Below are 20,603 nucleotides of genomic sequence, written 5' to 3'. Positions count from 1 at the left end.
GGGGATCGAGTATTTGGGGAAAGATGAAAGCGGGGGTCAGGGTATCGGGGCGGCGGCCTTCAGGGCCTCGCGGAAGGTGTCGCGGTCGCCGATGTGGTTGGCGAGGATGAGGATGAGGCGGGCGTTGAAGGCGGCGCTTTGGTCGTCGGTCAGCCCCTCGTGGGCGGCGAGGAGGTCGGCGTAGAGGTCGTCGGGGGCGTCGATATTGGGGGTGAGTGTGAGGGTCATGCGTGGCCTCCCTTGGCGCGGGTGAGGGCGGTTTCGATCTCTGCCGGCGTGGCGTCGGTCCAGCGGGCGGCGACGTGCTGGTCGGGGCGGAGGAGGTAGAGGGCGCTGTCGGCCTTGCCGAGGTAGCGGGTGCGCAGGGCGTCGGTGACCTCCGGCAGGCCGAGGGGGGTGGTGCCGGGGATGGCGGGGGCCTCGCGGCCGAGGGCCAGCAGGGTGAAGCCGTTTCGCAGGTGGTCGAGCAGGTAGCCATTGCCGAGCGGCGCATCGGGGCAGGGGGCGCCGGGGCGGGTGCGGGCCGGGCCGCCGGGCAGGGCGTCGGGGGTACTGAGCGGCGAGCCCGCGTGGATGCAGGGCACCGAGAGGCGGCCGGAATTGACGAAGGGCCGGGCGAAGGCGTGGTGTTCGGAGAGGTCGAGCACGGCGTCGCGGAAGAGGCGGCTGGTTTTCGACTTGGGCGTGATGAAATCGGTGGAGCGGGAGGAGTTGAGGATGTTCTCGTCCGCCGCCTCGACGCGTTCGCTGTCGTAGCTGTCGAGGAGGGTCTCGGGCGCCTCGCCCGCCAGCACGAGGCGGAGTTTCCAGCAGAGGTTGTCGGTGTCCTGCAGGCCGGAATTGGCGCCGCGGGCGCCGAAGGGCGAGACCTGGTGCGCGGCGTCGCCGGCGAAGAGGACGCGGCCGTGGCGGAAGCGGTCCATGCGGCGGCACTGGAAGGTGTAGATCGAGACCCATTCGAGCTCGAACGCCACGTCGTCGCCCAGCATCTGGCGGACGCGGGCGCGGACGCGGTCGGGCTCTTTCTCCTTCTCGCGGTCGATGTCCCAGCCGAGCTGCAGGTCGATGCGCCAGACGCCGTCGGGCTGTTTGTGGAGCAGGGCCGACTGGCCGGGGTTGAAGGGCGGGTCGAACCAGAACCAGCGCTCGGTGGGGAAATCGGCCTGCATGGTGACGTCGGCGATGAGGAAGTTGTCCTCGAATACGCGGCCGGTGAAGCCGAGGCCGAGCCTGTCGCGGGTCGGGGAGCCGGCGCCGTCGCAGGCGATGACGTACTCCGCTTCGAGGTCGTAGGGGCCGTCGGGCGTGTCGACGGTGAGGGCGACATGGTCGGGGTGGGCGGCGATGTCGGTGACGCGGCTGTTGCCGCGCAGGTCGATGGGGGCGCCTTCGGCCTGCAGGGTGCGGAGGCGGGCGACCATGTCGTTTTCCAGGTGGTATTGCTGGAGGTTGACGAAGGCCGGGCGGCGGTGGCCGTCCTCGGGGAGGAGGTTGAACTCGTAGACCTTGCGGTCGCCGAAGAAGACCTTGCCCAGGTTCCAGCGTACGCCGCGGTCTGTCAGCGGGTCGCCGCAGCCGAGGCGGTCGGCGATCTCGAGGGTGCGCTTGGCGAAGCAGATGGCGCGGGAGCCGTGGGAGACCTTGTCGTTCTCGTCGAGCACCACGACCGGCACGCCCTGCTGGCCGAGGTCAAGCGCGGCGGCGAGGCCGACGGGGCCGGCGCCGATGACGATGACCGGGTGGCGGACGGGGTTTGCGGCATCCTGGTCGGGGTGCCGGGCGTAGGGGTAGAGCGGGGTGTCGAAGAGGCGGGTCATGGGCGGGCCTTACGGATGCCGGGTGTGGCGCGGGGGCAACGGGGCGGATGCGCGGCGCGTGTGATCCGGAACAATGCCGGGTGTGGCGGGGTTGATGGCGCAGAACGAAAAGACAAAGACCTGGGGAGTGTCATGTCGACTGCCGAGTACATGAGTGAAAGCGTAAGACCGGATCGCCGGGCCGGGTTGGGCCTTGTCGGGCTGGCCGGTATCGGTATCCTCGGCGGCCTGGCGGTGGCCGTGGTGCCCGTGGTGGGCGAAAGCCTGCGGCCGATCAACCTGGCACCGGTCAATCTTGCAATGACGGCGCTTGCCGGGGGCGGGCTGATGCTGGCGGCGCTGGGCGTGGTTCTGCGGCAGGCCGATCCGGTCCATCGCGGCGCCGGCGTGATCGGTGGCGTTCTGCTGGTCGTCGTATCGGTGTCGTTCCTGACCACGCCGCTGGCCGGGCTGATCCTGCTGACGCTGACGACGATGGGCGTGTTCGTGACGCTTGCCACCCTCTACCTGACCGGGCCGACCGAGGCGGACGATGCCATGACCGAGGCCGCCGATGCCGCGACCGAGACAGAGCCGCGGCCGGTGGCCGAGGTCATCCGCCACCCGGCGTGGCGCCGGCCGAAGCCTGCCAACCTGCCCGGCGCCGTGGCGCTGAAGCAGGAGGTGTGCAAGCCGGACGCGCGACTGACGCTGTAAGGCCGGCGCGGTGGGAGTGACGGATCTGTGCATCCTCAGCCCTGCAACTGTTCCCACATGTCCACGTCACGCTCGGCCGTCCAGATGCGGGGGGTGTCGATGCCGCGGGCCTCGTCATAGGCGCGGGCGACGTTGAACGGCAGGCAGTGCTCGTAGATCGCGTAGTCGGAGAATTTCGGGTCGCACGCCTCGCGCACCGCATCCCAGGCGTCCTTCAAAGTGCCGCCGCGGGCGGCGACGCGGGCGGCGGGGCGGTAGGTGCTTTCCACGAAATCGCGGGTGTTCTCGATGGCGGCGTTGACCATTTCACGGCCCATCAGCGCGTCGCCGCGGCCCGGCGCGATGGCGTCGACATCGAACCACTTGATCTCGTCGAGCGTGTCGCCCCAGTCGGAGAAATGCCCGTCGCCGCAGTAGCAGGCGGAGTGGTATTCGACGATGTCGCCGGTGAACATGACGTTTTCGTCCGGGACATGGATGACGATATCGCCTGCCGTATGGGCGCGCCCGAGATGCATGAGGTCGACCCGGCGGTTGCCCAAATAGACGGTCATCGTGTCGGAGAAGGTGGTGGTGGGCCATGTCAGGCCGGGGATGGACTCGTGCCCTTCGAAGAGGCGGGGGAAGCGCTGGAACTCGCTGTCCCAGTCTTCCTGCCCGCGTTCGGCGACCATGGCGCGGGCCGTGTCGGACATGATGACCTGGTCGGCCCCGTAGGCCGAGGCGCCGAGGACGCGGACGGCGTGGTAATGGGTGAGGGCGAGGTGGGTGATCGGCTTGTCGGTGACCTCGCGGACCTTCTCGATCACCTTGTTCGCGAGCCGGGGCGTCGCCTGGGCCTCGACGATCATGACGCTGTCATCGCCGATGATGACGCCGGAGTTGGGGTCGCCCTCGGCGGTGAAGGCCCAGAGGCCGTTTCCGACCTCGGTGAAGCTGATGGTTTTCTCGGTGAGGTCACCTTGGGAGGCGAAGGCCTTGGACATGGGGGGCTCCTTTCTGAGATGGACAGGGGCGGGGGGCTGTGCTTGGGTTTTCGCCATGACAGACAGCCGGTTGCCCTATGTTCTGGCGTTCCTGATCACCGTGGCGACGGGTGTTGCCCTGCTGGCGATGGGCCGGGCGGGGGTGTGCCCCTGCGGCTATGTCGACCTGTGGGGCACGGTCGGTACGGAGGAGGCGAACCAGCAGGTTCTGGACTGGTACGCGCCGAGCCACCTGTTGCACGGGTTGCTGTTCTATGCCGCGCTGTGGCTGGTTGTGCCAAGGATGCCGGTGGGCTGGCGGCTGGTGATCGCGACGGTGGTCGAGTGCGGTTGGGAGATCGTGGAGAACACCGATGCGATGATCCAGCGGTATCGCGATACGACGGTCTCGGCGGATTACGTGGGCGACAGCGTGCTGAACTCGGTGTCCGATATCGCCGCGATGGGGGTGGGGTTTGCGCTGGCCCGTTTCGTGCCGGTTTGGGTGAGTGTGCTCGTGGTGATCGGGTTCGAGGTGCTGACCGCGATCGTGATCCGCGACGGGCTGGCACTCAACATCCTTATGCTGCTGTGGCCGCTGGAGGCGGTGAAGGAATGGCAGGCCGCTGGCTGAGGTCATGAGGCGACCGTCTGGTCGATGGTGCCGAAGAGGGGGTGGCCGGCCTCGTCTTCCATCCAGATCCTGACGCGGTCGCCGGGCTGGAGGAAGGGGGTTTTCGCCTCGCCTTCCTGAAGGGTTTCCACCATGCGCTGTTCGGCGATGCAGGAATAGCCGCGGCCGCCGGCGCTGACGGGTTTGCCGGGGCCGCCGTCGGGATCGCGGTTGGAGACGGTGCCGGAGCCGACGATGGTCCCGGCGGCGAGGTGGCGGGTCTTGGCGGCGTGAGCGATGAGGGTGGGGAAGTCGAAGGTCATGTCTTCGCCGGCATTGGCGCGGCCGAAGGGTTTGCCGTTGAGCTCGACATGCACGGTGCCATGGAGCTTGTCGCCATCCCAGCCGGGCAGGGCGTCGGGGGTGATGGCGAGCGGCGAGAAGGCGCAGGCGGGCTTCGACTGGACGAAGCCGAAGCCCTTGGACAGCTCGTCGGGGATGAGCGCGCGGAGCGAGATGTCGTTGCAGAGCAGGACGAGGCGGATGGCGGCGCGGGCCTGGTCGCGGGTGGCGCCCATGGGGACGGGGCCGGTGATGACGGCAATTTCGGCCTCGAAGTCGATGCCCCAGGCGGGGTCGCCCGGGATCGGCGCCGTGGGGGCGAGGAAGCTGTCGGAGCCGCCCTGGTACATCAGCGGGTCGTGCCAGAAGCGGTCCGGCATCTCGGCGCCGCGGGCGCGGCGGACGAGGTCGACATGGTTCACGTAGGCCGAGCCGTCGAGGAACTGGTAGGCGCGGGGGAGGGGGGAGTGGCAGGTTGTCTCGTCGAAGGGCCTCTCCGCCCCTTTCGGGGAGGGCTCGACCCCGTCGAGGAGGGATTGCAGCGTGGCGCCTTCGGGCAGGCGGCAGAACTGGCCGTCATCGGAGAGGATGGCAAGCTGGCCGTCGGGGGTGCCGTTGTCGAGGGTGGCGTATTTCATGGCGTGGCTTTCAGGGGGAGGGTCAGCCCGTCATGGGCGATGTGGAGCGTGCCGGAGAAATGGGGGGCGGCCTCGGCGCGCCATGTGTCTTCGGTGACGTCCGGGTCGCCGGAGGGGATGAGGTGGTTGAGGGCGAGCTGTGACACGCCGGCGCGTTCGGCCAGTTTGGCGGCGTCATGGGCGGCGGTGTGGCTGCGCAGGATGTGCTTCAGGAGGCGGTCGTCGGCATAGCCCATGCGGTTCACGAGGGCGGTGACGTGGTCGGTGAGCATGGCCTCGTGAACGAGGAGGTCGGCGCCCTGGGCGAAGTCGACCATCGCGGGGATGGGCGCGGTGTCGCCGGAGAGGACGGCACTGCCGGAGGGGGCGTCGAAGCGGAGGGCGTAGCTTTCGGTGACGGGCGGGTGGAGGTTGGGGAGCGCGGTGATTCTCAGCGAGCCCAGCGTCAGGTCGAGGTGGTCGTCGAGCAGGTGGATGGGGAAGAGGCTGTCGAAATCGGGGCGGCCTTCGTCTTCGGTTCTGGTGTCGATGTCGTAGGCCATGGAGGCGCGGAAGCCTTCCCAGTAGGCGGGGAGGCCCGAGGGGGCGTAGATGGGGACTTCGCGCTTGAGCCCGGCGGTCCAGGCGGTGTGCAGGAGCGGCCCGAGTTCGAGGTAGTGGTCGGAATGCAGGTGGGTGATGAGCACCGCGTCGATTTCCGTCAGCGCGACGCCCGCGCGGCAGACGCCCGCCGCCGCCCCGAGGCCCGCATCGACCAGCACGGTTTGCCCGTCCATCCGCACGAGGATCGACGTGGGCATGGCCGAGCCCGGCCGGATCGCCGGGCCGCCCTTGCTGCCGAGGATCGTCACGCTGTCCATGGGGGCGCTGTCCGGGGCTTTCATTGTTCCGGAAATACTCAATTGCGCGTCATTTGCGGCCCGGCGTGCCGTCGAATTTCTTCTCGAGGCTGTCCCAGCAATCGATGTAGTCGTCCTGCAGCGGCGCCTCGGTCGCGGCGAAGCGGGTGAGGTGCTGCGGGAAGCGGGTTTCGAACATGAAGGACATGGTGTTGTCGAGCTTGTCGGGGCCGAGATTGGCGTTCGAGGCCTTCTCGAACGCGTCGCGGTCTGGGCCGTGGGGCAGCATCATGTTGTGCAAGCTCATGCCGCCGGGGACGAAGCCCTGCGGCTTGGCGTCGTACTGGCCGTAGATGTTGCCCATCAGCTCGGACATGATGTTCTTGTGGTACCAGGGCGGGCGGAAGGTATCCTCGGCCACCATCCAGCGTTCGCGGAAGAGGACGAAGTCGATATTCGCGGTGCCGGGCACGCCGGAGGGGGCGGTGAGCACGGTGAAGATCGACGGGTCGGGGTGGTCGAAGAGGATCGCGCCGACCGGGGAGTAAGTGCGCAGGTCGTACTTGCAGGGGGCGTAGTTGCCGTGCCACGCGACCACGTCGAGCGGGCTTTGCGGGATTTCGGTTTCGTGGAACTGGCCGCACCACTTGATGGTGAGGGTGGAGGGGGTTTCGCGGTCCTCGAACGCCGCGACCGGCGCCTTGAAGTCGCGCGGGTTGGCGAGGCCGTTGGCGCCGATCGGCCCGCGGGCGGGGAGTTCGAATTTCTGGCCGTAGTTCTCGCAGACGAAGCCGCGGCAGGGGCCTTCCAGCACCTCGACCCGGTAGACGAGGCCGCGGGGGAGGATGGCGATTTCCTTGGGTTCCAGGTCGATGATGCCGAGCTCGGTGCAGAAGCGGAGGCGGCCTTCCTGCGGGACGACCAGCAGCTCGCTGTCGGCGGAGTAGAAATATGCATCCTCCATCGAGGCGGTGACGAGGTAGATGTGGCTGGCCATGCCCACTTGCGTGTTCACGTCACCGGCCGTGGTCATGGTGCGCATGCCGGTGAGCCAGGTGAGGTGTTCATCGGAATGGGGCACCGGATCCCAGCGGTACTGGCCCAGCGAGATCACGTCGGGGTCGACGTTGGGGGCGGATTTCCAGTGCGGCAGGTCGATCTTCGTGTAGCGCGCCGAGTGCTTGACCGAGGGCCTGATCCGGTAGGTCCAGGTGCGTTCGGGCGGGTGGGCGGTGAAGGCGGTGCCGGAGAGCTGCTCGCCGTAGAGGCCGTAGTTGCATTTCTGCGGCGAGTTCATGCCCTGGGGCAGGGCGCCGGGCAGGGCCTCGGTTTCGAAATCGTTGCCGAAACCGGGCATGTAGCCTTCATGCGTGCCCACGGGCGTGGCGGCCTGGGTCAGGCCGTGCGACTTGGTCTGGCGGTTCATGGCAGCGGTCCTCCTTGGCCCATGGAGCTAACAGTTGAATTTGTAACTAACAAGGCTACATGCAGGGGCATGATGCGCGATACGAGTGATGAAACCTTCGAGCTGGCGGATTTCCTGCCTTACCTTTTGAACCAGGCGGCGGAGGCGTCGGGGCAGGAGTTCCAGACGATCTACAAGGGCCGCTACGGGATGTTGCGGACCGAGTGGCGGGTGCTGTTCCACCTCGGCATCTATGGCCGGATGACCGCCAAGGAGATCGGCGAGCGGGCGGTCATTCACAAGACCAAGGTCAGCCGGGCGGTGCAGAAGCTGGCGGCGCGGCGGTTCATCACGCGCGAGCGGCACGCGGCGGACCGGCGGTTCGAGTATCCCGACCTGACGACGGCGGGGCGGGCGGCCTATCGCGACCTGCACGAGGTGGCGCGGCAATACGATGCAAGGCTGACCTCGCAATTCTCGGACGAGGAGACGGCGCTGTTGCGGTCGATGCTGAAGCGGCTGGCCGGGGGGCGGTAGGCGCGGGACTTTACTTTCCCGAGGAAAACCCGTTCTGCTGGCGCCATGAACGAACATCTCAAAGGTCTGATCATCACCACGCTGGGCGTGCTGTTCGTGGTGCCGGATTCGCTTTACGTGCGGCTGATCGACGCCGAGCCGATGGTCACCGCGTTCTGGCGCGGGATGAGTGCCGGGGGGATCATCCTTCTGGGGCTTCTGGCGGTGCAGGGCACGAAGGGGTTCGGGCAGGTGCTGCGTTCGGGCTGGCCCGGGGTGATCTACATGGTGCTGATCGGGTACACGGCGCCGGGCTTCGTGCTGGCGGTGACGCATACCAGCGTGGCGAACGTGGTGTTTATCTTCGCCTCGATGCCGATCTTTTCGGCCATTTTCGCGCGGGTGTTTTTGGGCGAACCGATCAGCCGGCGGGTGGTGATGACCATGCTGGCGGTGATGGCGGGGCTGGCGATCATCGCTTACGGGTCTGGTGAGAACGCCGTGGCGCATTGGTCGGGGGATCTCTATGCGCTGTCGGTGTGCATTGCCTATTCGGGCGCGCTGACGGCGGTCAGGGGGCTGAAGGATATCTCGATGATCCCGGCGATTCCGCTGGCCTATATCGGGGCGGCGCTTTTGATCTGGCCGTTCATCGAGCCGGGGCCGCCGGTAGAGGCGCAGTGGCACCTGTTCCTTGGGCACGGGGCGTTCATCGCGGTGGCAACCTGTTTCCTGACGCTGGGGCCGCGGTATATCAGTTCGCCGGAAGTGTCGCTGCTGATCCTGCTGGAATCGGTGCTGGCACCGCTGCTGGTCTGGGCGATCGTGGGCGAGGATCCGGGGCGCTGGGCGATGATCGGGGGCGCGGTGGTGATCGGGGCGCTTTTGGCGTCGAACTTCGTGGCCCTGAGGCGGCGGCGGGTGGTCTGACGGTGGAGCCGGCGTTCATTTCCTACGCGGAGGGCGAGCGGCACCTGGACTGGCTGGCGATGGCGCGGGCGCTGGAGGCGGGGCATCACCTGCCGCGTGCGACAGCCGAAGTGAGTTACCTGACGAGGGGCGAGGATACCGCGATCACGCTGTCGGCGTGGATCGACGGGCTGGGGCTGGCGGTGAAATCGGCGCATGTGTTTCCCGGCGCGCCGGAGCATGGCGCGCCGAACATCAATGGCGGGGTGTATGTCTACGACGACCGGACCGGGGCGCTGAAGGCGGTGCTGGATTTCCACCTGGTGACCAAGTGGAAGACGGCGGCCGACAGTCTGCTGGGGGCGCTGAAGCTGGCAAGGCCGGAGAGCCGGCGGGTGTTGGTCGTGGGTGCGGGCGTGGTGGCACGGTCGATGGTGGAGGCCTATGGCGCGGGGTTTCCGGGCTGTGCGTTTCGCGTCTGGAACCGGTCGGTCGAGGGGGCGGAGCGGCTGGCGGCGGAGTATCCGGGGGTGGAGGTCGTGACCGACCTGGAGGCGGCGGTGCGCTGGGCGGATATCGTGAGCTGTGCGACGCTGGCGAAGGAACCGTTGATCGAGGGGGCGTGGCTGCGGCCGGGGCAGCATGTCGACCTGATCGGGGCGTTCCTGCCGGATATGCGGGAGGCGGATGACGCCGCCATTCGGCGGGCCAGGGTGTTCGTGGATATCCGCGGCGACACGATGGAGAATATCGGCGAGATCGCCGATCCTCTGGCGCGCGGGGTGATTTCGGAGGGGGATGTGCTGGCGGATTTCTATGATTTGCCGAAGAGGATTTTCCGGCGGGAGAGCGACGAGGAGATCACGCTGTTCAAGAATGGCGGGGGCGGGCACCTGGATTTGATGGCCAGTGCGCATGTTCTCGAAGTGTGTGGGCGTGGCTAAGTGGCCGTTTTCTCGAAAAGAAAACGGGGCGAAATCTTTTGAAGATTTCGGGGTGGCTCAGAAATCGACCTCGACGCCGGGGAGCTTTAGCGCCTTGATCAGGTCGCGGAGTTCCTGCCGGGCGGCGACGTTGGAGATGTTGAGCTGTTTCACCCCGATATCCTTGAGATCGAGCAGGGTGAGGCCGCGGGGGAAGAGTTCGCGGAAGATGACACGCTCGTTGAAGCCCGGGGCGGTGCGGAAGCCGATGCGCTTGGCGAGGTTGTCGAGCGCCGCGCCCATCTTTTCCTTGTTGACCATCTGTTGCGCGCCGAGGCGGTTGCGGACCACGACCCAGTCGATCGGTCGGAGCCCGGCCTGGGCGCGCAACTGACGGGCGTTCCAGACCATCTCGGAATAGACCGAGGGGCCGAGGATCTTCATGCCGTCGCTGTCGACATGGGCGAGGAGGTCGAAATCGATGAAGCTGTCGTTGAGGGGCGTGATCAGCGTGTCGGCCAGCGAGTGGGCGACCTGGCTGAGGCGGGTGTGGGAGCCGGGGCAGTCGATCAGGATGAAGTCGCTGTCGGGTTCCAGTTCGGCCACGGCGGCGGAAAGCCGGCGGTCATAGATGTTCTCGCCCGGCTGGAGGGCGGACTGGTCCACCTCGGGGAGGTCGCGATAGGCCGGCGAAGGGAGGTTCAGCCCCGATTTCTGCAGGAAACGCTCGCGGTTGCGGATGTAGGTGCCGAGCGTTTTCTGGCGTAGGTCGAGGTCGAGCGTGCTGACCTTGTGGCCCAGCCGGGCCAATGCCGTGGCCACGTGCATCGACACGGTCGACTTGCCCGCACCGCCTTTTTCGTTCCCCACGACGATGATATGCGCCATGTTCCGTTGCCCCTCGTTCTGCGCCTGGTCCGTGCGCGATTTTTTGCGCAACTTACCGGTGCCGGTGGCGATTTGAAAGAGAGCTTCGCGCAGTTGCCGCGCGGGGCTGGCGCGGTTGCATCAGGTGGATTCGGGGCGGGGCCGAAAAAGAAAACGCCGCCCCGGGGGGCGGCGTTTGGTGGTTCGGTGCGTGGCGCTCGATCAGAAGCCGAGGCCTGCGTATTTGTTCTTGAACTTCGACACGCGGCCGCCTGCGTCGGTCAGGCGGTGGCCGCCGCCCGTCCAGGCCGGGTGGGCCGAGGGGTCGATGTCGAGCGACAGGCTGTCGCCGTCGGACCCGTAGGTCGAGCGCATGGTCACGACGGTGCCGTCGGTCATCTTGACTTCGATGAAGTGGTAATCGGGGTGGATGTCTTTTTTCATGTCGCCGATCCTTGCACGGGTTTCTTGCCGTCGTCCTTGGGCTTGTAATTCGTATCCTCGGCGATCCGGGCCGATTTGCCCCGGCGTGCGCGCAGATAGTACAGCTTGGCGCGGCGAACGCGGCCGCGGCGGATCACGGTGATGTTGTCGATGTTGGTCGAGTAGAGCGGGAAGATCCGTTCCACGCCTTCACCGAAGGAAATCTTGCGGATGGTGAAGCTTCCGGCGATGCCCTCGCCGTTCTTGCGGCTGATGCAGACGCCTTCGAAGTTCTGCACCCGGGTGCGGGTGCCCTCGGTAACCTTGAAGCCGACGCGGACGGTGTCGCCGGCCTTGAAGTCGGGGATGTCCTTCCCGAGTTCGGCGATCTGTTCCGCCTCGATCTGAGCGATAATGTCCATCGCTGCATTCTCCTAATTGTGCTTGCGGTTTGGCCCGCAAAGGTGTCTCGCGTCCTCAGAGCTCTTGGTCTTCGTCCGGGTCCGCCGTGCCGGTCTTGCCGGGGGCGCCCGCCAGAGGTCAGGTCGTCTTGTCTTGTTCGGTGCCCCTAAGGGCCTGTCCGGAAAAGCGAAAATGGCGCGGAGACGGACCCATCAGAAGAAAAACGGGAATCACGCGCGCCGACGCTGGTTCGGAATGGGCGCGGTAAATCAGGTTCGGCGCTCAAATTCAAGGAAAAAAGGGCCCCGCGGCGCCGGTGGCAGGGTCAGGCGACCTCGACCACGCCCATCATGCCGGAGGCCTGGTGTTCGAGGATGTGGCAGTGGAGCATCCACTTGCCCGGGTTGTCGGCGACGAGGGCGATCTCGACGGTCTCGTCGGGCATTAGAAGGGCGGTGTCGCGTAGGGTGGCGATGTTGCCGGCGCGGGGGTCGGTGAGCTGGAAGCTGTGGCCGTGGAGGTGGATGGGGTGGGGCCAGCGGGTGCGGTTTTCCAGCGTGATGCGGTGGGATTTGCCGAGGGCGAGGCGCAGGAGCGGTTCGGTGTCGTGGAGGTGGGCGGGCACGGTGCCGTTGATCGACCAGAAGCGGCCCGCCTGGGCCAGTTCCTGAATGGAGAGCATCTTGCCCTCCATCATCGCCTCGGCCATGCTGCCCATGGCGCCGCCGTCGAAGGTAAGCGTGTGGGTTTCGGCATTGGCGAGGTCGGGTTGGGCGACCGGGTTGGGGGGCAAGGCCTCGGGCGGGCCGAGCGGGGCCTCTCGGAGGGGTGGTTCGTCGGAGACCTCCCATGTCATCACCTCGAAGGCGCGGTCGGGGCCGTACGCGTCGTCGATCACGCGGGCGGGGGTGCCGGGGGCCATGTCGATATCGAGGATCAGGTCGGCGCGTTGGCCGGCGCCGAGCCAGACGCCGCTGTCGCCGAGTTTCCGCGGCGCGACGGGGTGGCCGTCGAGGGAGATGAGCCACGGGTCGAAGGGGGCGAATTTGAGGTGGAAGTGCTGGGCGTTCGAAACGTTGCAGATACGCAGTCGGAGGCGTTCGCCCGAGCGGACGAGCGTGCGTGTCAGGTAGGTGCCGTTGACGGTGAGGACGTTGCCGGTGCGGCCGCCGTGGCTTTGATCGTGGCGATTGCCGAAGGGGGCGATCTGGGCGTCGTTGTCGAGGCGCCAGTCGTCGAGGGCCCAGGTGATCTCGCGGTCGGCCTGGAGGCGGGCGGCGATCTCGGGGGGTTCCTCGACGATCAGCAGGCCGTGGAGGCCGCGGCCGACCTGTTCGGAGCTGTTGACGTGGGGGTGATACCAGAAGGTGCCGGCGTCGTGCAGGGGGAGGGTGTAGTCGAAGCTGTCGCCGGGGGCGATGGGGGGCTGGCTGAGGAAGGGCATGCCGTCTTGGGAGACGGGGACGCGGAGGCCGTGCCAGTGGACGGTGGTGGGCTCGGGCAGGTCGTTCTGGACGGTGACGTTGAGGGTGTCGCCCTGGCGGGCGCGGATCACGGGGCCGGGGGCGGTGCCGTTGTAGAGCCAGGCCTTGGTGGCCGGGCCGTCGGGGACGACGAGGGGCGCCTCGCCCGGGGCGGCGGTGAGGGTGAGGGGGTCGGCGGTGGCAAGGCGGGGGAGGGTCGTGACGAGGCCGGTCGCCAAGGCGCCCTTGAGAACGGTACGTCGGTGCATGGTGATCCCCTCCCTGAGCTTCGGCTTGAAGATAGGACGCGGAAGGGGCGGTGGCGAGGGGTCAGTCGCTTTTGTCGCGGCGGGCGGTGTAGGCTTTCCAGAGGTCGGGGCGGCGGGCGCGGGTGAGGGCTTCGGCCTGCTCTTGCCGCCACTCGGCGATTTTCGCGTGGTTGCCGGAGAGGAGGACTTCGGGGATGGCCCGCCCGTTCCACTCGGCGGGGCGGGTGTATTGCGGGTGTTCGAGAAGGCCGGAGGTGAAGCTTTCCTCTTCGGTCGAGGCGGCGTTGCCGAGGACGCCGGGCAGCAGGCGGACGGTGGCGTCGATCATCGCCTGTGCCGCGATCTCGCCGCCGGTGAGGACGAAGTCGCCGAGCGAGACCTCGGTGATGCCGTAGTGCTCGATGACGCGCTCGTCGAGCCCTTCGAAGCGGCCGCAGATCATGGTGAGGCCGGGGCCTTCGGAGAGGTGCTGGGCCATGGCCTGATCGAAGCGGCGGCCGCGGGGGCTGAGGTAGAGGAGCGGGCGCGTGGGCGGCGCGCCGGAGGTGGCGGCCTCGATCGCGCGGGACATGACGTCGGCGCGCATGACCATGCCGGCGCCGCCGCCGGCCGGCGTGTCGTCGACATTGCGGTGGCGGCCTTCGCCGAACTCGCGCACATGGGTGGTTTCCAGCGCCCAGAGCCGGTCTTTCAGAGCGCGGCCCGTGAGGCTTTCGCCCAGCACGCCGGGGAAGGCCTCGGGGAAGAGGGTGATGATATGGGCGGTCCAGACCCCGGCGAGGCGGGGGTTGTGATCCATCAGCCCGCGGGGTTTCAGCGAGGCGGTGATGGATTTGCGGCCATGGGAACGGGGCTGGTCAGACATGGCCTGTCTTTTGGGGGTGTCGGGCCGGGGCGGTCAAGCGCATTCGTCGTGACCGGCCCCGGCCCGGCAGGGTCAGCCGAGGGCGATCACGCCGAGCGCCATGAGCAGGAAGAGCACGAGCGCGACCACGACGAGGATCTTGGCGCCCGAGAGGGCGACGCCGGAGAGGCGGCCGAAGCCCAGCATGGCGGCGATGGCGGCGATGGCGAGGAGGATGAGGATCCATTCGAGCATTGGAGCAGTCCTTTCAGTTGGCCGCGCGGAATATGGCGGCGTCTGAGGGATAACGTCACGTGATGCGTCTGGTTCCGGCCGTTTCGTACGCAATCAGCTTTTTGCGTCGTCGGGGAAGAGCCCCTCGGGCGGGTCGGCGACGATCCGGCCGGCGGTGAGATCGACCGTGGGCACGGCATCGCGGGTGAACGGCAGCAGGACGGTGGCGGCGCTGCCGGGCAGGCGGATCTCGAGCAGGTCGGTGGCGCCGTGGTTGTGAACCGCCTTGACCGTGCCAAGACGGGTGCCGCCGGTGTCGAAGACCTCCACCTCGATCAGGTCGGCGTGGTAGAACTCGTCCTCCTCGGGTTCGGGGAGGCGGGCGCGGTCGACATAGAGGCGGGTGCCGCGCAGGGCGTCGGCCTGTTCCTTGGTGGCGATGCCGGAAAGGCGGGCGGTGAGGCCGTTCTTCGTCTGGCCCGTCAGGGTGATCTCGTAGCTTTGGCGGCCGTCCTCGGAGGTCAGCGCGCCGTAGGCGGCGACATCCTCGGGTTCGGCGGTGAAGCTTTTCAGCCGGACCTCGCCCCTGACGCCGAAGGCGCCGGCGATGGCCCCGAGGCAGACACGGTCTTCCATCAGCGCACCTCCAGGGGGAGCGAGCCGCGGCGGTCTTCCCACCCGGCCTGTTCGAGTTCGGGGGTGTCGGAGGCGGCCTCGGGCCAGCCGACACAGAGATAGGCGACGAGCGACCAGTCGTCGGGCAGGTCGAGGTCGCGGCGGAGGCGGGCCGGGTCGAGGATGGAGACCCAGCCGACGCCCAAGCCTTGCGCCCGGGCGTAGAGCCAGAACTGGGTGATGGCGGCGACGACGGAATATTGCCGCATCTCGGGCATGGTCAGCGCACCGAGCCCCGCCCCCTTGGCGGTGGCGGTGTCGCAGAAGACGGCGAGTTGCACCGGGGCTTCCTGCATGCCGGTGAGCTTGAGCGTGCTGTAGAGCTTCGCCTTGTCGCCGGAATAGCCGTCGAGCGCCTGGGCGTTCATTTCGCGGAAATTGTCGAGCGCGGCGGCGCGGGCGGTGTCGCTTTCGATGCGGACGAGGCGCCATGGCTCGGAGAGCCCCACGGAGGGGGCGAGAAGAAAGGTGTCGAGGCACTGCGTCAGCAGCGCCTCGTCCACCGGATCGGTGCGGAAACGGCGCACGTCGCGCCGCCACCGCATCAGGTCGATCAGGCCGGACTGGAAGTCTGATGAGAACCGCGACATTCCAGTTTCCTGCCCGATTTACTCTTCGGTCGCCTCTTCGGAAGCGGCCTCTTCTGCCGGGGCTTCCTTGGCCGGGGCGTTGGCGGCTTCCTCGGCGGCCTTGGCCTTCTCGGCCTTCTGCTCGGCGCGGTCCTGGGCTTTCTGGCCCGGGGTGCCTTTTTTGGGGTTCGCGCGCTCTTTCTTCTCGAGCACGCCGGCGTTCTCGAGGAAGCGGGCGATGCGGTCGGACGGCTGGGCGCCGTGATCCATCCAGTACTGGATGCGCTCGACGTTCATCTTGACGCGGTCCTCGCTGTCCTTCGGCAGAAGCGGGTTGTAGGTGCCCAGCTTCTCGATGAAGCGGCCGTCACGCGGCATGCGGCTGTCGGCCGCCACGATGCTGTAGAAGGGACGTTTCTTGCTGCCACCACGGGCAAGGCGGATTTTCATGGCCATTGCGATTTCTCCTTTTGAATGGCGTTGGTTCGGCGGGGTGACCCGCCCTACGATTGGTGTTGCTGGTGATGCCGGATCACCTCGGCGATGATGAAGTTCAGGAACTTCTTGGCGAAATCCGGGTCGAGATCGGCCTGGGTCGCCAGGTCTTCGAGCCGTGCGATCTGGGCCTCTTCGCGGGCCGGATCGGACGGGGGAAGGTCATGTTCGGCCTTGAGCTTGCCCACGGCCTGGGTGTGTTTGAAGCGCTCGCCGAGCGTGTAGACGAGGATCGCGTCGAGCCTGTCGATGCTCTCGCGGTGCTCCTTGAGGAGCGAGGCGGCGCGGGTGGTTGCGTCAGTCAATGGGCATCCCCTTCGGTTTGAAGAGCGGGTCGCAGTAATGCTCGATTTCGAGTTCGATCCCGTCGCGGAGCTGGCCGGATTGAAGGCGTTCGGGCGCGGGGTGGCGGTAGACCGTGTCGTTGCCGTCGATGGTGGCGGCGTCGGGGTCGCGGACCGCGCCCAGCCGTTCGGCGAGGCGGATGGAATCGAGGTTCTTGGGGTCGATGTAGCTGACCGCGTTATCCCAGCCGAGATCGGCATAGAGGTGCTTGCGGACCCGGTGGGTGGCCTCGAGCGCGTAGCCGTTGCCGGCCTCTTCGGGCCAGATGATCCAGGCGAGTTCGCGTTCGGGCCAGGCCGCGGGGAACCAGCCGCCGGCCATGCCGAGGGTGCGGTCGGTTTCCTTGTCGTGGATCATCCACATGCCGTAGCCGCGGATCGTCCAGTGGCCGATCTCGGCGGCGTAGAGCATCCAGGTCTCGTACGGGTTGAGCGGCCCGCCCATGAAGCGCGAGCGGTAGGAGGCGAAGGTGGCCTTGAAATCCGGATAGTCCTGCGGCTCCGGCCCGCGCAGGGAGAGGCGGCGCGTTTCGAGGACGGGGATCTGTGCGGTGGCCATGTCAGCGGCCCCCCGGTGCGGAATGGCGGTAGACCGCGCAGCGGTCGGCCTCGGGCAGGGCGGCTTCGGCGGCCTGGTCGCGGGTGGCGCCCAGGCGTTCGGCCAGCGCGACGGAGCGGATGTTGTCGGCATCCACGTAGCTGACCAGCCGGGTCAGGCCGAGCGGGCCGAAGGCGTGGTCGCGGACGGCCTGTGCCGCCTCGAAGGCGATGCCGCGGCCTTCGGCTTCGGGGGTGACGGCCCAGCCGAGCTCGGGCTCCATGTCGCCGGGTTCGGCGCCGATCAGGACCATGCCCAGCACGGCGCCGGAGGCGCGGTCGGTGATCGTCCAGGCGCCGTGGCCGCGCAGGGGCCAGGTGCCGGTGAGCTGCATGAAGATCTCCCACGCGTCGGCGCGGGTTTGCGGGTGGCCGAAGAACGACCCGCGCGGCCCGTCGACCATGGCGGCGAAGGCCTCGAAATCCTCGATCCGGGGGGCGCGCAGGACCAGGCGTTCGGTTTCCAGCACCGGGATCAGCGCCTGTATCCGGGCGGCGAGATCGGCCGTGGCGCCGGTGGGCGGGGTTTCGTGGAAGGGGATCGGGTGGGTCATGCGCCCACCAGTTCGGTCGGGTGGCGCCAGAGCTGGCAGGGGCTGCCCAGCACCTCGACATCGCGCTCGTGCCAGCAGCCGAGGCGTTGGGCCAGGCGGAGGGAGCGGGTGTTGTCGGGGGCGATGTAGGACATGATCGCGTTCATGCCGAGTTCTTCGGCCGCGTGCCGGCGGGCGGCACGGCAGGCCTGGTAGGCATAGCCGCGGCCCTCGAACCCGTCGTAGATGTGCCAGCCCAGCTCGGGCTCGTGCCAGCCGTCATTGTAGATCACGCCGACACGGCCCGCGGCCTCGCCCGTTTCGCGGTGTTCGAGCATCCACATGCCGTAGCCCCGGAGCGACCAGTGGCCGATGCCCGCCATGAAGGAGCGCCAGCTGTCGTAGCGCGCCTGCGGCCCGCCGACGAAGCGGGCGCGGTCGGAGGCGGCGAAGCGGGCGAAGGCTTCGAAATCCTGTTCGCGGTAGCCGCGCAGGATCAGGTCTTCGGTTTCGATCACGGGGACGGAGGGGGGCAGCGACATCAGGCGTAAGCCTCCGGGCTGCCGTCATTGTCGGTCTCGAGCCCGAGCGCCGCGGGGCCCGGGTGGCGATAGAGCATGTCCTCGCCCATGTTGGGGTTGTGGTAGGTGCGCTCGTAGGTGGCGCCCATGCGTTCGGCCAGCGCGACCGAGCGGGTGTTGCCGGGCACGATGTTCGAGGTGAGCGTGGTCAGGCCGAGATCGGTATAGGCCCAGTCGCGGGCGCGGGTGGCGGCCTCGTAGGCGATGCCCTTGCCCTCGTAGCCGTCGAAGACGACCCAGCCCACCTCGGGTTCGGGCCAGCCCTCGGGCTCCCATATGCCGGAGATGCCGCAAGCCTCGCCGGTTTCTTTCATCTCGATGGTGAAGTAGCCGTAGCCGCGCAGGGCCCAGTGGCCGATATTGGCGGCGAACCAGCGCCAGGCGGTCGGGCGGTCTTTCTCGACGCCGAAGCCCCAGGCGCGGACCGGGTCGGTGAGGAAGGCGCAGAGCGGCTCGAAATCGGCAGGCTCGGGCGCGCGCAGGATCAGGCGGGGCGTTTCCAGCCGGGGGATGTGCAGCGCGAGGGTCATTGCGCGGCCCTTTCGGCGGGGCGGGCGTGGCGGTAGACGAGGTCGGTTTCGTCTTCGCCGCGCGCGTCGCGGTCGAGGGTTGCGCCGAGGCGTTCGGCCAGCGCGATGGAGCGGGTGTTGCCGGGGCTGATATAGCTGACCAGCGTGGGCAGGCCGCGTTCGGCAAAGGCCCAGTCGCGGGCGGCGGTGGCGGCCTCGAAGGCGTAGCCTTGGCCCTCGAACCCGTCATAGAGGTGCCAGCCGATCTCGGTTTCCGGGTAGGTGTCGTGGTTGAGGATGCTGACCGCGCCGACGAGTGCGCCATCCTCGCGGCGTTCGACATGCCAGGGCCCGTAGCCGAAGAGCGGCCAGTGGCCCAGCTCGGCGGCGAATTCCTTCCACGCGGCGGGGCGGTCGAGCTGGAACATGTGCGCCGCGCGGTCGCTGGCGACGAAGGCGCAATAGGCCTCGAATTCCTCGACGCGCGGGGCGCGGAGAATCAGGCGCACGGTCTCGAGCCGGGGAATTGCCCCCGCGCCGTCAGCCGCCGGGCCGGATATCCGGGCCGCGCCGTTCATTTCTTCTTGCCAAACCCGCTGAGGCCCGGCGGCAGGGACTGGCCACCGCCCATGCCGGGGAAGCCGCCGGGCATGCCGCGGCCCGAGCCCATCTGGCGGGCGGCCTGTTCGAGCGCCTTGGGGTCCATGCCCTGGGCCATCTCCTCGGGCGAGGGGCCGCCCTTGCCGAACATGCGCTTCATGGCCTGTTTCAGCATGCCGCCTTTGCCCATCTTGCCCATCTTCTTCATCATGTCCCCCATCTGCCGCTGCATCTTGAGCAGCTTGTTGAGCTCGGAGACTTCCATGCCGGCGCCCGCCGCGATGCGCTTCTTGCGGGAGGCCTGGAGGATCTTGGGGTTGGCGCGCTCCTTCTTGGTCATGGACTGGATCAGGGCGATCTGCTGGACGAGCATCCGGTCGTCGATGCCGGCGCCTTCCATCTGTTTCGCCATCTTGCCCATGCCGGGCATCATGCCCATCATGCCTTCCATGCCGCCCATCTTCTGCATCTGCTCGAGCTGCATCTTCAGGTCGTTCATGTTGAACTGACCCTTCTGGAAGCGCTTCATCATGCGCTCGGCCTGTTCGGCCTCGATGGTCTGCTGGGCTTTTTCGACGAGCGAGACGATGTCGCCCATGCCGAGGATGCGGCCGGCGATGCGCTCGGGCTCGAAGGTTTCGATGGCGTCCATCTTCTCGCCGGTGCCGACGAAGCGGATGGGCTTGCCGGTGATGGCGCGCATCGAGAGGGCGGCGCCGCCGCGGCCGTCGCCATCCATCCGGGTGAGGACGACGCCGGTGACGCCGATCTTGTCGTCGAACTCGGTCGCGACGTTGACGGCATCCTGGCCGGTCAGGCCGTCGACCACGAGCAGGGTTTCGCGCGGGTTGGCGACGTCGCGGACATCGGCGGCCTGCTGGATCAGCTCGGCGTCGATGTGGAGGCGGCCGGCGGTGTCGAGCATGTAGACGTCATAGCCGCCGAGGGAGGCCTGCGTCTTGGCGCGCTTGGCGATGGTGACCGGGTCTTCGCCCTTGACGATGGGCAGGGTGTCGACACCGACCTGCTGTCCGAGGATCTGGAGCTGTTCCATGGCCGCCGGGCGGTTGACGTCGAGCGAGGCCATGAGCACGCGCTTGCCGTCGCGTTCCTTGAGGCGCTTGGCGAGCTTGGCGGTGGTGGTGGTCTTGCCCGAGCCCTGCAGGCCGACCATGAGGATCGGGGCGGGCGCGTTGTCGATCTTGAGGGCGCCGGGGTCGCCTTCGCCGGTCAGCGTGTCGACCAGCGCGTCATGGACGATCTTGACGACCTGCTGGCCGGGGGTGACGGATTTCGTCACCGCCTGGCCGGTGGCCTGGTCCTGTACCTTCTTGATGAACTCGCGCGCGACGGGGAGGGAGACGTCGGCCTCGAGCAGCGCGACGCGAACCTCGCGCAGGGCGGTCTTGACGTCGTCTTCGGACAGCGCGCCCTGTTTCGTCAGCCGGTCGAGGACGCCGGATAGGCGTTCTGATAGATTTTCAAACATGCCTGCGGCCTCCTTCGCCGGTTACTGTCATGCCCCCCGAACATAG

The 20,603-nt window shown here is 67.8% G+C and carries 27 protein-coding genes; 5 read left to right on the top strand and 22 right to left on the bottom strand.

Annotated elements, in window-relative coordinates; genetic code table 11:
* Positions 1–36 precede the first annotated feature (36 nt).
* Positions 37–228: a DUF2783 domain-containing protein gene (locus ACO07J_RS00880; protein ID WP_422025406.1), complete on the bottom strand. Its 192-nt coding sequence runs from the start codon at positions 226–228 to the stop codon at positions 37–39.
* Positions 225–1,817 carry an FAD-dependent oxidoreductase gene (locus ACO07J_RS00875; protein WP_422025404.1) on the bottom strand — a complete coding sequence of 531 codons (1,593 nt, stop codon included), beginning with the start codon at positions 1,815–1,817 and terminating at the stop codon, positions 225–227. Before ACO07J_RS00875 ends, ACO07J_RS00880 begins: the two co-directional genes overlap by 4 nt.
* A 132-nt stretch (positions 1,818–1,949) precedes the next feature.
* On the opposite strand from ACO07J_RS00875, the gene ACO07J_RS00870 reads away from it, so the two are divergent.
* Complete coding sequence (locus ACO07J_RS00870; RefSeq protein ID WP_422025402.1) at positions 1,950–2,513, top strand: hypothetical protein; 564 nt, start codon at positions 1,950–1,952, stop codon at positions 2,511–2,513.
* A 35-nt stretch (positions 2,514–2,548) separates the two neighbouring features.
* Here ACO07J_RS00870 and ACO07J_RS00865 read toward each other — a convergent pair whose 3' ends face one another.
* Positions 2,549–3,499, bottom strand: coding sequence for an MBL fold metallo-hydrolase (locus tag ACO07J_RS00865; RefSeq protein ID WP_422025400.1), 951 nt, complete (start codon positions 3,497–3,499; stop codon positions 2,549–2,551).
* A 55-nt stretch (positions 3,500–3,554) separates the two neighbouring features.
* Here ACO07J_RS00865 and ACO07J_RS00860 point away from each other — a divergent pair, with 55 nt between their 5' ends.
* A complete protein-coding gene (locus ACO07J_RS00860; protein ID WP_422025398.1) occupies positions 3,555–4,112 on the top strand; it encodes a DUF2585 family protein in 558 nt (185 codons plus the stop codon).
* A gap of 2 nt (positions 4,113–4,114) precedes the next feature.
* On the opposite strand, the gene ACO07J_RS00855 is transcribed toward ACO07J_RS00860, so the two are convergent.
* The 3 genes from ACO07J_RS00855 to hmgA are packed head-to-tail and all read right to left on the bottom strand — an operon-like array spanning position 4,115 to position 7,336.
* Positions 4,115–5,071: a fumarylacetoacetate hydrolase family protein gene (locus ACO07J_RS00855; RefSeq protein WP_422025396.1), complete on the bottom strand. Its 957-nt coding sequence runs from the start codon at positions 5,069–5,071 to the stop codon at positions 4,115–4,117.
* Positions 5,068–5,931: an MBL fold metallo-hydrolase gene (locus ACO07J_RS00850; protein ID WP_422025394.1), complete on the bottom strand. Its 864-nt coding sequence runs from the start codon at positions 5,929–5,931 to the stop codon at positions 5,068–5,070. The genes ACO07J_RS00855 and ACO07J_RS00850 overlap by 4 nt, the downstream gene beginning before the upstream one ends.
* A gap of 49 nt (positions 5,932–5,980) precedes the next feature.
* On the bottom strand, positions 5,981–7,336 hold the full coding sequence (gene hmgA, locus ACO07J_RS00845) for a homogentisate 1,2-dioxygenase (RefSeq protein ID WP_422025392.1): 1,356 nt from the start codon (positions 7,334–7,336) through the stop codon (positions 5,981–5,983).
* A gap of 72 nt (positions 7,337–7,408) precedes the next feature.
* Here hmgA and ACO07J_RS00840 point away from each other — a divergent pair, with 72 nt between their 5' ends.
* Genes ACO07J_RS00840 through ACO07J_RS00830 form a run of 3 tightly spaced genes read left to right on the top strand, consistent with a single transcriptional unit; the run spans position 7,409 to position 9,684 of the window.
* On the top strand, positions 7,409–7,852 hold the full coding sequence (locus ACO07J_RS00840) for a MarR family winged helix-turn-helix transcriptional regulator (protein WP_422025390.1): 444 nt from the start codon (positions 7,409–7,411) through the stop codon (positions 7,850–7,852).
* Between the two features lie 45 nt (positions 7,853–7,897).
* Complete coding sequence (locus tag ACO07J_RS00835; RefSeq protein WP_422025388.1) at positions 7,898–8,761, top strand: DMT family transporter; 864 nt, start codon at positions 7,898–7,900, stop codon at positions 8,759–8,761.
* Between the two features lie 2 nt (positions 8,762–8,763).
* Positions 8,764–9,684 (top strand): ornithine cyclodeaminase family protein, encoded by a 921-nt coding sequence (locus ACO07J_RS00830; protein ID WP_422025386.1) that lies wholly within the window; start codon positions 8,764–8,766, stop codon positions 9,682–9,684.
* Positions 9,685–9,741: 57 nt separating this feature from the next.
* On the opposite strand, the gene ACO07J_RS00825 is transcribed toward ACO07J_RS00830, so the two are convergent.
* From ACO07J_RS00825 to ffh, 16 genes are all read right to left on the bottom strand, one after another.
* On the bottom strand, positions 9,742–10,551 hold the full coding sequence (locus ACO07J_RS00825) for a division plane positioning ATPase MipZ (protein ID WP_422025384.1): 810 nt from the start codon (positions 10,549–10,551) through the stop codon (positions 9,742–9,744).
* Positions 10,552–10,752: 201 nt separating this feature from the next.
* On the bottom strand, positions 10,753–10,974 hold the full coding sequence (rpmE, locus tag ACO07J_RS00820) for a 50S ribosomal protein L31 (RefSeq protein WP_422025382.1): 222 nt from the start codon (positions 10,972–10,974) through the stop codon (positions 10,753–10,755).
* Positions 10,971–11,375 (bottom strand): 50S ribosomal protein L19, encoded by a 405-nt coding sequence (gene rplS / locus ACO07J_RS00815; RefSeq protein ID WP_422025380.1) that lies wholly within the window; start codon positions 11,373–11,375, stop codon positions 10,971–10,973. The genes rpmE and rplS overlap by 4 nt, the downstream gene beginning before the upstream one ends.
* Positions 11,376–11,680: 305 nt before the next feature.
* Positions 11,681–13,087 carry a multicopper oxidase family protein gene (locus tag ACO07J_RS00810; RefSeq protein WP_422025378.1) on the bottom strand — a complete coding sequence of 469 codons (1,407 nt, stop codon included), beginning with the start codon at positions 13,085–13,087 and terminating at the stop codon, positions 11,681–11,683.
* Positions 13,088–13,148: 61 nt separating this feature from the next.
* A complete protein-coding gene (gene trmD / locus ACO07J_RS00805) occupies positions 13,149–13,952 on the bottom strand; it encodes a tRNA (guanosine(37)-N1)-methyltransferase TrmD (RefSeq protein WP_422025376.1) in 804 nt (267 codons plus the stop codon).
* Positions 13,953–14,024: 72 nt separating this feature from the next.
* On the bottom strand, positions 14,025–14,186 hold the full coding sequence (locus ACO07J_RS00800; RefSeq protein ID WP_350131111.1) for a DUF1328 family protein: 162 nt from the start codon (positions 14,184–14,186) through the stop codon (positions 14,025–14,027).
* Positions 14,187–14,279: 93 nt separating this feature from the next.
* Positions 14,280–14,801 carry a ribosome maturation factor RimM gene (gene rimM, locus ACO07J_RS00795; RefSeq protein ID WP_422025374.1) on the bottom strand — a complete coding sequence of 174 codons (522 nt, stop codon included), beginning with the start codon at positions 14,799–14,801 and terminating at the stop codon, positions 14,280–14,282.
* Entirely contained in the window at positions 14,801–15,430 is a 630-nt protein-coding gene (gene bluB / locus ACO07J_RS00790) for a 5,6-dimethylbenzimidazole synthase (RefSeq protein ID WP_422025372.1), read from the bottom strand. The genes rimM and bluB overlap by 1 nt, the downstream gene beginning before the upstream one ends.
* A gap of 18 nt (positions 15,431–15,448) precedes the next feature.
* Entirely contained in the window at positions 15,449–15,865 is a 417-nt protein-coding gene (gene rpsP, locus ACO07J_RS00785) for a 30S ribosomal protein S16 (RefSeq protein ID WP_422025370.1), read from the bottom strand.
* Positions 15,866–15,912: 47 nt separating this feature from the next.
* Complete coding sequence (locus ACO07J_RS00780; protein ID WP_350158603.1) at positions 15,913–16,209, bottom strand: chorismate mutase; 297 nt, start codon at positions 16,207–16,209, stop codon at positions 15,913–15,915.
* Positions 16,202–16,807, bottom strand: a complete 606-nt coding sequence (locus ACO07J_RS00775; protein WP_422025367.1) for a GNAT family N-acetyltransferase — start codon at positions 16,805–16,807, stop codon at positions 16,202–16,204. The genes ACO07J_RS00780 and ACO07J_RS00775 overlap by 8 nt, the downstream gene beginning before the upstream one ends.
* A gap of 1 nt (position 16,808) precedes the next feature.
* Positions 16,809–17,399: a GNAT family N-acetyltransferase gene (locus ACO07J_RS00770; RefSeq protein WP_422025366.1), complete on the bottom strand. Its 591-nt coding sequence runs from the start codon at positions 17,397–17,399 to the stop codon at positions 16,809–16,811.
* Positions 17,396–17,920: a GNAT family N-acetyltransferase gene (locus ACO07J_RS00765; protein WP_422025364.1), complete on the bottom strand. Its 525-nt coding sequence runs from the start codon at positions 17,918–17,920 to the stop codon at positions 17,396–17,398. Before ACO07J_RS00765 ends, ACO07J_RS00770 begins: the two co-directional genes overlap by 4 nt.
* Entirely contained in the window at positions 17,920–18,489 is a 570-nt protein-coding gene (locus tag ACO07J_RS00760) for a GNAT family N-acetyltransferase (RefSeq protein ID WP_350131127.1), read from the bottom strand. The genes ACO07J_RS00765 and ACO07J_RS00760 overlap by 1 nt, the downstream gene beginning before the upstream one ends.
* The gene (locus ACO07J_RS00755) at positions 18,486–19,046 is read right to left on the bottom strand and encodes a GNAT family N-acetyltransferase (protein ID WP_422025361.1); all 561 of its coding nucleotides are present in this window, start codon (positions 19,044–19,046) and stop codon (positions 18,486–18,488) included. The genes ACO07J_RS00760 and ACO07J_RS00755 overlap by 4 nt, the downstream gene beginning before the upstream one ends.
* Positions 19,043–20,557, bottom strand: coding sequence for a signal recognition particle protein (gene ffh, locus ACO07J_RS00750; protein ID WP_422025359.1), 1,515 nt, complete (start codon positions 20,555–20,557; stop codon positions 19,043–19,045). The genes ACO07J_RS00755 and ffh overlap by 4 nt, the downstream gene beginning before the upstream one ends.
* Positions 20,558–20,603 lie beyond the last annotated feature (46 nt).

This window comes from Roseovarius sp. (assembly GCF_965228755.1).
GTDB lineage: Bacteria > Pseudomonadota > Alphaproteobacteria > Rhodobacterales > Rhodobacteraceae > Roseovarius.
This window is presented reverse-complemented; position numbering and strand designations above follow the sequence as displayed.